The 6371-nt window shown below is 60.3% G+C and carries 5 protein-coding genes; 1 reads left to right on the forward strand and 4 read right to left on the reverse strand.

What is annotated here, in order from left to right; all coding sequences use genetic code 11:
- From purL to R3217_09935, 3 genes are all read right to left on the reverse strand, one after another.
- The coding region (purL, locus tag R3217_09925; GenBank protein MDX1455763.1) for a phosphoribosylformylglycinamidine synthase at positions 1-1878 on the reverse strand (1878 nt) is incomplete at its 3' end.
- 108 nt (positions 1879-1986) lie between these two features.
- Positions 1987-2772 (reverse strand): MBL fold metallo-hydrolase, encoded by a 786-nt coding sequence (locus tag R3217_09930; GenBank protein MDX1455764.1) that lies wholly within the window; start codon positions 2770-2772, stop codon positions 1987-1989.
- Positions 2773-2774: 2 nt separating this feature from the next.
- Positions 2775-3110 carry a DUF1820 family protein gene (locus tag R3217_09935; GenBank protein ID MDX1455765.1) on the reverse strand — a complete coding sequence of 112 codons (336 nt, stop codon included), beginning with the start codon at positions 3108-3110 and terminating at the stop codon, positions 2775-2777.
- A gap of 344 nt (positions 3111-3454) precedes the next feature.
- Between R3217_09935 and R3217_09940 the strand changes: the two genes are divergently transcribed.
- Entirely contained in the window at positions 3455-3664 is a 210-nt protein-coding gene (locus tag R3217_09940; protein ID MDX1455766.1) for a cold-shock protein, read from the forward strand.
- 104 nt (positions 3665-3768) lie between these two features.
- Here R3217_09940 and R3217_09945 read toward each other — a convergent pair whose 3' ends face one another.
- Positions 3769-6360 carry an EAL domain-containing protein gene (locus R3217_09945; protein ID MDX1455767.1) on the reverse strand — a complete coding sequence of 864 codons (2592 nt, stop codon included), beginning with the start codon at positions 6358-6360 and terminating at the stop codon, positions 3769-3771.
- Between the last annotated feature and the right edge of the window lie 11 nt (positions 6361-6371).

Consider the following 6371-nt stretch of genomic DNA (forward strand, 5'->3'; position numbering starts at 1 on the left):
GATATCGGCTGGCAGCTCGATCGGCGCCGGTTCGCGATGCGTGACATCACGCAACATTTTCGGTGGTTTGCCGAGCAGCACATCCATTGGCATGTCGACAGCATGGTTCTTGAACACCGGGTCTTCGACCTTCAGATCGCGCGCCTCGGTCGCCGTGCCGACCACGGCATAGGGCGCACGCTCGCGGGCGCAGATCTTTTCGAAGGTGTCGATGTCCGCGGCCTTGACGGCAATCACGTAGCGCTCCTGCGCTTCGTTGCACCAGATTTCCATCGGCGCCATGCCCGGTTCGTCGTTCGGTACTTCGCGCAGGTTGATCACGCCGCCACGATTGGCATCGTCGATGATTTCCGGAATGGCATTCGACAGGCCGCCGGCACCGACGTCATGAATCGATACGATGGGATTGTTTTCGCCCATGGCCCAGCACTGGTCGATGACTTCCTGGGCACGGCGTTCGATTTCCGGATTGCCACGCTGCACGGAGGCAAAATCCAGGTTCTCGGTCGATTCACCGGAAGCCATCGAAGAAGCCGCACCGCCACCGAGACCGATCAGCATCGCCGGACCACCGAGCACCACGATCCTGTCGCCCTCGTGGATGTCGTTCTTCTCGACATGCTGGGCGCGGATATTGCCCATGCCGCCTGCAATCATGATCGGCTTGTGGTAACCGCGCACTTCACCGCGGCCATCCGCCTGTTCGTAAGTGCGGAAGTAACCGCAGATATTCGGGCGGCCGAACTCGTTGTTGAATGCCGCGGCGCCGATCGGGCCTTCCTGCATGATGTCCAGCGCCGAGACGATGCGATCCGGCTTGCCGTAATCCTTTTCCCAGGGCTGGACATTGCCGGGGATCTGCAGGTTCGATACCGAGAAGCCGACCATGCCCGCCTTCGGCTTGGCACCGCGACCCGTCGCGCCTTCATCACGAATCTCGCCACCGGAACCGGTCGCCGCGCCCGGGTTCGGCGAGATGGCCGTCGGGTGATTGTGGGTTTCGACCTTCATGAGGATGTGGATGTCCTCGTCGACGAAGTCGTAGGTGCGCGTGTCGGGATTCGGGAAGAAGCGCCCCGCTCGCGTGCCGGCAATCACCGAGGAATTGTCCTTGTAGGCAGACAGCACACCTTCGGAATTCATGTCGTAAGTGGCAGTGATCATCTGGAACAGCGAACGATCCTGTTCCTCGCCATCGATGATCCAGTCGCCCTTGAAGATCTTGTGACGGCAGTGCTCGGAATTGGCCTGCGCGAACATCATCAGCTCGACATCGGTCGGGTTGCGTTCGAGCTTCACGAAGTTCTCGACCAGGTAGTCGATCTCGTCATCGGAAAGCGCCAGGCCAAGCTCGGTGTTGGCTTCTGCCAGTGCACCACGTCCGCCCGCCAGCACATCGACGGTGGACAGCGGCTTCGGTTCGTGGCGTTCGAACAGTCTCTCGGCCGCATCGATGGACGGCAGCACGGTCTCGATCATGCGGTCGTGCACGATGCCTTTCAGTGGCTGTGCATCGCTGACACCTGCAAACCAGAAGCCGATGCCACGCTCGATGCGCCGCACCTTGTCCAGGCCGCAGATATGGGCAATGTCGGTGGCCTTGGAGGACCAGGGAGAAATCGTACCGATGCGCGGCACGGCCAGCAGGAATTCGCCAGCGGGCTCACCCGTATCGCCCACTTCGCCATAGGTCAACAGGCGTTCGAGAATGTGGTGCTCTTCATCGGTCAGCGGTGCGCTGACATCGACCAGGTGGATGAAGCGGGTTTCGATGCCGGCCAGATTGTCGGCAAGCTCTGGTGCCAGCGCCCTGGCGCGCGCCTCCAGCTTGTCGATGCGGAAGTCGGAAAGGGCGCGGCTGCCGCGAAGAATCAGCATGTCGAAATCCCGTAGATTGGGTGAAAAGAAAGCGCGAATTTTACCGGATTTGGCCCCGTCAGGACCACCGAAAAAGGCGGTTGACGGGCAATTACAGCCCGACAGCCATCAGGCCAGTTGGCGCCAGCCCAGCCCCTCGACCTGGCAGGCAACCTGCACCCAGTCGGATTCACAGCCCAGCGCTCCGGCCAGGGCCTCGCGAGCGTGACCATTGGTATTGTTGTGCTCCGAGATATGGGCCGCCACCAGATGCTGCAACTTGCTGCAGTCGATCATGTCGAGCAGCTCGGCCGACTGGCGATTGGAGAGATGCCCCAGCCCCCCACCGACGCGATCCTTCAGCTTCTGCGGGTACGGACCGTTGGCGAGCATGGCCTCGTCATGATTGGCTTCCAGGATGAAGGCATCCAGGCCGGAGTACTGCTGCACCACGTGCGGTGTCAGGCGGCCAAGGTCGGTCAGCACGCCAAGGCGATGCTGGCCGCTGTCGAAGACGTATTGAGCCGGCTCGCGGGCATCGTGCGGCACCGGCACGGGCGTCACCTCGATATCCCCGATCACCAGGGGCTGCTCGATACGCAGCAGGTTGGCGCCGCGCACGGCGCGCTTGCCGGCATTGGCATTGGTGCCAGCGGTCAGGAACACGGGCGTACCGAACTTCCTGGAAAAGCTGTCGACCCCGCCAATATGGTCGGAATGTTCATGGGTAACGAATATGGCCGTGACATCGCCAGGCTCGAGCCCCAGCCGGGCCAGGCGGCGGCTTGTCTCGGTCTTGGAAAAGCCGCAATCCACCATCAGGCAGGTCTCGCCGTGGCGTACCAGCGTGGCGTTACCCTTGCTGCCGCTGCCGAGCAGCGCGAATTCCAGCTTGCCAGCCTTGCGCGGTGCCATGTTCAGGACTTGCCTCCCGGCCCTTGGTCAGGAAAGAAGGACATCGGAAACGGCGTGACCTTGCCATCGGTGTCCGAAATGCGAGCAGTGCCCTGCTTGTCGACTTCATCGATCCGGATGATGGCCTGCATCGGCACCAGCGAGCGCTTCACCCCGGCAAATTCTGCCTTCAGCTTTTCCTCGCTGGGGTCCACCACCACCTCGGTTCGCTCTCCAAAGACAAAGTCACCGATCTCGACAAAACCCAGGACACTGGCCTGAGCCACCTCGCGAGCGTATAGCTCGTAGAGCTTGCCCTGGTTGATGAACTGGATGCGAAAAAGGGGTTTGCTGACCATTACGTCCTGCCGATAGCGGGAAATACGCGGTTTCGGGGCGAAAGTTTACCATGCCCTTGGCTCGTCCCGGCCACCGCCCGTCCCCCCGCCATGGGGGCTTTGAGGCAATTCCGGGCCGAAAAATGGCGCCCTGTGCCGCAATGCAGCACGAAAAACGCACTAATACCTGCTGTAACAGCGATTTAACTGGATTATTTGATGGAAACACGAGATGATACTTGCCGCAGCAAGCCCGATTTGTCGTTTCAAGTCTTTGATTCCATTTCGTTCTAGCTGTACAACGCACTCGGATCACACGATGATCGGAGCGCATTTTTTTAGTTTGATTTGTAAGGTAGTTAAGAATGTCCGAAATGGTTAAGGGAACCGTCAAGTGGTTCAACGATGAAAAGGGTTACGGCTTTATCGCTCGCGAGGGTGATGCTGACGTGTTTGTGCACTTCCGTGCCATCAACATGGAAGGTCGCAAGACCCTCCGCGAAGGCCAGGCAGTCTCCTTCCAGGTGACCCAGGGCCAGAAGGGCCCGCAGGCCGAGAACGTCACGCCTGACTAAGGTCTGACGAAAATCTCGGCTGCAAATCCGGGATTTGAAAAAGGCTCCTTTCGAGGAGCCTTTTTTTATGCTTGGAAACGCCGGAATCGCAGCTCCCGCCGAGCCTAGGCCGGCGATCGTTCACTGGCGGCAAGTCGCTCCGCCAAGGGACGAGGCCTCTCGATCGCATAGCCCTGGGCATACTCGATACCCATTGTCCTGACCTCGTGAAGCAAATCATTGGTCTCGACAAACTCCGCCACGCTTTGCTTGCCCAGCAACCAGGCAGCGCGCGATACCGACTCGACAATCAGCTTGTCCAGCGGCTGGGTTTTCATGCCGGTGACGAAAGTACCGTCGATCTTGAGAATGTCGAATGGCAGGTTGCGCAAATAGGCAAACGAAGACATGCCGATACCGAAATCATCGAGCGCAAAGCGGCAGCCGCGCTCTTTTAGGCGTCGCGCAAAACGCACAGCCTGGTTGAGATCGGCCATTGCCGCCGACTCGGTTATTTCAAAACAGATCTTGCTGGCGGGCACGCGATACTGGTCCAGCCTCGATTCGAGGTAGCGCTGGAACTCGGGGTTGCTGATCGACTGGCCCGACAGGTTGATGGTGCAAAGGCTGAGCGAATCCAGATGCCGGGGGTGCTCGGCCAGCATGCGCAACGCCGTCCGCAACACCCAGCGGTCGATGTTTTCCATCAGGTAGTAACGCTCTGCGGCGGGAAGGAATTCGCCGGGCCCGACCAGTTGACCCCCAGCATCCCGCAGCCTCAGCAGGATTTCGTAGTGCTCCCCCTCATCAAGCTTCTGCAACGGCTTGATGGCCTGGCTGAACAGCTCGAAATGCCCTTCCTCGAGGGCCTTGTTGATGCGGGCAACCCAGCGCACGTCACCCTGCAGCCTGCCCGCACGGGTATCATCTCCTGCCACATGCGCACGACTGCGATTGCCACCTTCGGCCTTGGCCATGTAGCAGGCGCTGTCCGCGGCGCCGAGTACGCCACCCACGAGTTCGTCCCCGGCCCGAAACGTGACCACGCCCACGCTCGCTTTCAGGGAAAAACTCTGGCCTTCCCAGGAGAAGGTCCCACGAGCCAGCGCCTCGCGCAGGTTCTCGGCAACCTCCATTCCTTGCGACGCGGAATGCGCTTCCAGCAATACCGCAAACTCGTCCCCGCCCAGGCGGGCCAGCAAGGTATCCTCCTCGAGCTCGTCCGACAGCACGTGGCCAACCTTGCCCAGCAATTCGTCGCCTGCATCATGTCCGCAGGATTCGTTGACCACCTTGAAATGATCGAGGTCGATGTAGAGCAACACGTGAGTCTCGATTGAATTCTTCCTGAGCAATGTCTGGACGCGCTTCTCCAGCTCGCCACGATTGGCAAGTCCGGTCAGCTCGTCATGTGTCTCGCGGAACGAAAGCTGCGCGGCCAGTCGCTGGCTTTCCGACAAGTCATCCAGGACCACGATAAAGCCACCGATGGCACCACTCGTTTCTCGCAGCACCGACACGCCGATCTCGGCCCACCCCAGCTGGTCATCGCTGCGTCGGAAACTGCATTCAAGGGAAAAGACATCACGGTCACCGCGGGCCAGGCCGCGAGCCCTGGTCAGCAGGCGGCGAAAATCCTGTGCCGCAAGCCAGTGCCGAGGATGTTCCTTCATCACCTCGGCTGGTGAACTGCCCAGTGATCGTGCCAGCGACGGATTAACACCCACCCATTCTCCCGAGGGAGTCAACCAGGCCAGGCCAATGGCGGCATGCTCGAAGGTCTTGCGGAAGCGCTCCTCGCTCTCGGCAAGCTCCCGGGTTCGCAATCGGACCTGTCGCCGCAAGGTCCTGAGCCAGATCGAGACTCCGAGCATGACCGCGACCACACCGATCGCAAGAGCCGCAAACAGCTTCAGCATCCTTTCCCAGAATGCCGCCTGGGCATCGGGATCCAGCCAGCGGGCATAAATCGTATTGAACTCGCCACTTGCCTTCACTCGGGCGAGCCCGTCGTCGAGGCGATCTCGGAGCTCGTCATTGCCCTCTTGCACGGCAAATGCGTAAGCCGCTGGCAGGATGGGTGGCCCGCTGGTCGTGATGTCCGGATAGTCACCCTTCGAGAGCATGCGCCGGCCGCGTAGCTCACCCAGTATCGCTGCATCATGACTTCCCGTAGCCAGCAATTGCATGGCTTCCGATTCACTGCGAACCAGGATCAAGCGAATGCCGATTGCCAGCTGCTCCAGCTGCTCGTGGGAAAAGGCATTGCGCTCGACAATGACTTCAAGGCCGACAAGGTCGCCAAGGTCGTTCACCTCGGGACCGCCCTTTCGTATGAACACTTCGTGGTTGACGATCAGGAAAGGCTGGGTGAAATCGACATCGATGTCGCGGGTGTCGGAGATGAACATTGGCAGGACATCGAGCCTGCCGGACAACAGGGCATTGTGCTGCCTGTGCCAGGCACCAAGACCGTGGATCAACTCGAGATCGGCTTCGCGACCGATGGCGGCCAGCAGATCCACATTGAAGCCGGTAACGCGCCCCCTCGCATCAAGGAATTCGAACGGTGGATAGCTGAAATCGCCACCAACCCTGACCTCTTGCGGTGATGCCTCCACCCCGACGGTGACCGGCAATCCGACCATCAACAGGCCGAGAACGGCCCGTGCCAACACGCGCGAATACAGTTCTGATCGGCCCACAGACAAAGACATCCCGCTCCCCC

Source organism: Gammaproteobacteria bacterium (assembly GCA_033720895.1).
In the GTDB taxonomy this organism is placed as follows: domain Bacteria; phylum Pseudomonadota; class Gammaproteobacteria; order Natronospirales; family JAJUFS01; genus JAWWBS01.

What these genes read in the sequence shown, in the direction of transcription:
- R3217_09940 (MDX1455766.1), top strand. Translation starts at nt 3,455, where the DNA reads ATGTCCGAAATGGTTAAGGGAACCGTCAAGTGGTTCAACGATGAAAAG.
- R3217_09945 (MDX1455767.1), bottom strand. Translation starts at nt 6,360, where the DNA reads ATGTCTTTGTCTGTGGGCCGATCAGAACTGTATTCGCGCGTGTTGGCA.
- R3217_09935 (MDX1455765.1), bottom strand. Translation starts at nt 3,110, where the DNA reads ATGGTCAGCAAACCCCTTTTTCGCATCCAGTTCATCAACCAGGGCAAG.
- R3217_09930 (MDX1455764.1), bottom strand. Translation starts at nt 2,772, where the DNA reads ATGGCACCGCGCAAGGCTGGCAAGCTGGAATTCGCGCTGCTCGGCAGC.